The sequence below is a fragment of the Ideonella sp. P3_A4 genome, from assembly GCF_056403075.1.
The window spans coordinates 1-2,066 of record NZ_JBFUGE010000866.1; the positions used below are offsets into that span (position 1 = coordinate 1).

Genomic DNA, 2,066 nt, shown 5'->3' on the forward strand with positions numbered 1-2,066 from the left:
CGCCAACTTGCCTGCCCGACGCGTGCCGCCGCCTTTGTCCTCGGTGGCCGGTGGGCGATTTGTTCCGCCTGAATTGCCGTTTTCACGCCACGGAGCTGCGTGCTCCTGCAGTGTGTCCGGCAAAGGTTGTGCAAAATCCCCCGGGCCTTGAAGGATCAGCCTCATCGAGATTGAGACACTCTGCATGACCGCAAAGAAGCCCTCTGCCGCTGCCTCCCCTGCCGCCAAATCCGCCGCCAAGTCGACAACGGCGGCGCCGGCCAAGTCCGCTGCGAAGGCGGCTGCCAAGGCGAGCGCTGCGGTCGAAGACCCCAAGAAGGCGGCGGTGAAGGGCAAGGCGGTCAAGCCGGCTGAAGACGAGGGCAAGAAGGCCAAGAAGGGCGCCAAGGCCGAACCCGTCGTGGCCAAGAAGGCTGCCGAGGTCGAAGAAGACCTGACCGRCATCGAAGCCGACCTGGAAGGCGAAGTCGAAGCCGAAGCCGGCGAGACCACCGAAGTCGAGGAAGGCGAAGACAAGCCCAAGGCCAAGCCGCTGCGGATGAAGGTCTCGCGCGCCAAGGAGCGCGCGCTGATGCGTGAATTCGGCCTGGACGAAACGGCGCTGACGGAAGAGGAAGTCGCCAAGCGCCGCCAGGAGCTGAAGACGCTCATCAAGATGGGCAAGACGCGTGGTTACCTCACGCACCAGGAAATCAACGACCACCTGCCCGAGAAGCTGGTCAACGAGGAAATCCTCGAAGCCATCATCTCGATGCTCAACGACATGGGCATCGCGGTCTACGAGCAGGCCCCCGACGCCGCCACGCTGCTGATCGCCGGTGGCGCCACCTCCACCGCCACCGAAGAAGAAGCCGAAGAAGCCGCCGAAGCCGCGCTGTCGACTGTCGACTCGGAATTCGGCCGCACGACCGACCCGGTGCGCATGTACATGCGCGAGATGGGCTCGGTCGAGCTGCTGACGCGTGAAGGCGAAATCGAGATCGCCAAGCGCATCGAAGGTGGCCTGCAGGCCATGATGCTGGCGATCTCTGCCTCGCCGACGACCATTGCCGAGATCCTCGCGATGGCCGACCGCATTGCCGCGGGCGAGATGCAGATCTCTGAAGTCGTCGACGGCTTCGTCGCCGAAGACGAGGCCGACGACTACGTGGCCGAAGAAGACTTCGACGAATTCGACGAGGAAGACGACGACGACGGCAACGGCGGCTCGAAGGCGCTGACCAAGAAGCTCGAAGAGCTGAAGAGCCAGGCGCTGACCAAGTTCGGCGAGTTGCGCATCCACTTCGACAAGATGCGCAAGGCCTTCGAGAAGGAAGGCTACCAGTCGCAGGCGTACAACAAGGCCCAGCACGCCATCAGCGAAGACCTGATGACGATCCGCTTCACGGTCAAGACGATCGAGAAGCTGTGCGACATCCTGCGCTCACAGGTCGACGACGTGCGCCGCTACGAGCGCGAGATTCGCAAGATCGTGGTCGACAAGTGCGGCATGCCGCAGGACCACTTCATCAAGACTTTCCCGCCGAATGCGCTGAACCTGAAGTGGTCGGAAAAGGAAACCCTGGCCGGCAAGCACTACAGCCTGGTGATGACGCGCAGCCTGCCCGCCATCCAGGAGCTGCAGCAGAAGCTGATCGACCTGCAAGCGCGCGCGGTGGTGCCGGTCGATGACCTGAAGCACATCAACCGCCGCATGAACGAGGGCGAAAAGGCCTCGCGCGACGCGAAGAAGGAAATGATCGAGGCCAACCTGCGGCTGGTGATCTCGATCGCGAAGAAATACACCAACCGCGGCCTGCAATTCCTCGACCTGATCCAGGAAGGCAACATCGGCCTGATGAAGGCAGTCGACAAGTTCGAATACCGCCGCGGCTACAAGTTCTCGACCTATGCCACGTGGTGGATCCGCCAGGCCATCACCCGCTCGATCGCCGACCAGGCGCGCACCATTCGCATCCCGGTGCACATGATCGAGACGATCAACAAGATGAACCGCCTGTCGCGTCAGCACCTGCAGGAGTTCGGCTTCGAGCCGGACGCCCCGACGCTGGCCGAGAAGATGGAGA

General features: G+C 62.8%; 1 protein-coding gene. It reads left to right on the plus strand.

Features of this window, described 5'->3' with window-relative positions:
- Positions 1-184 precede the first annotated feature (184 nt).
- Positions 185-2,066: RNA polymerase sigma factor RpoD (gene rpoD, locus AC1DYI_RS33800; RefSeq protein WP_477208480.1), on the plus strand; the 1,882-nt coding region annotated here is incomplete at its 3' end.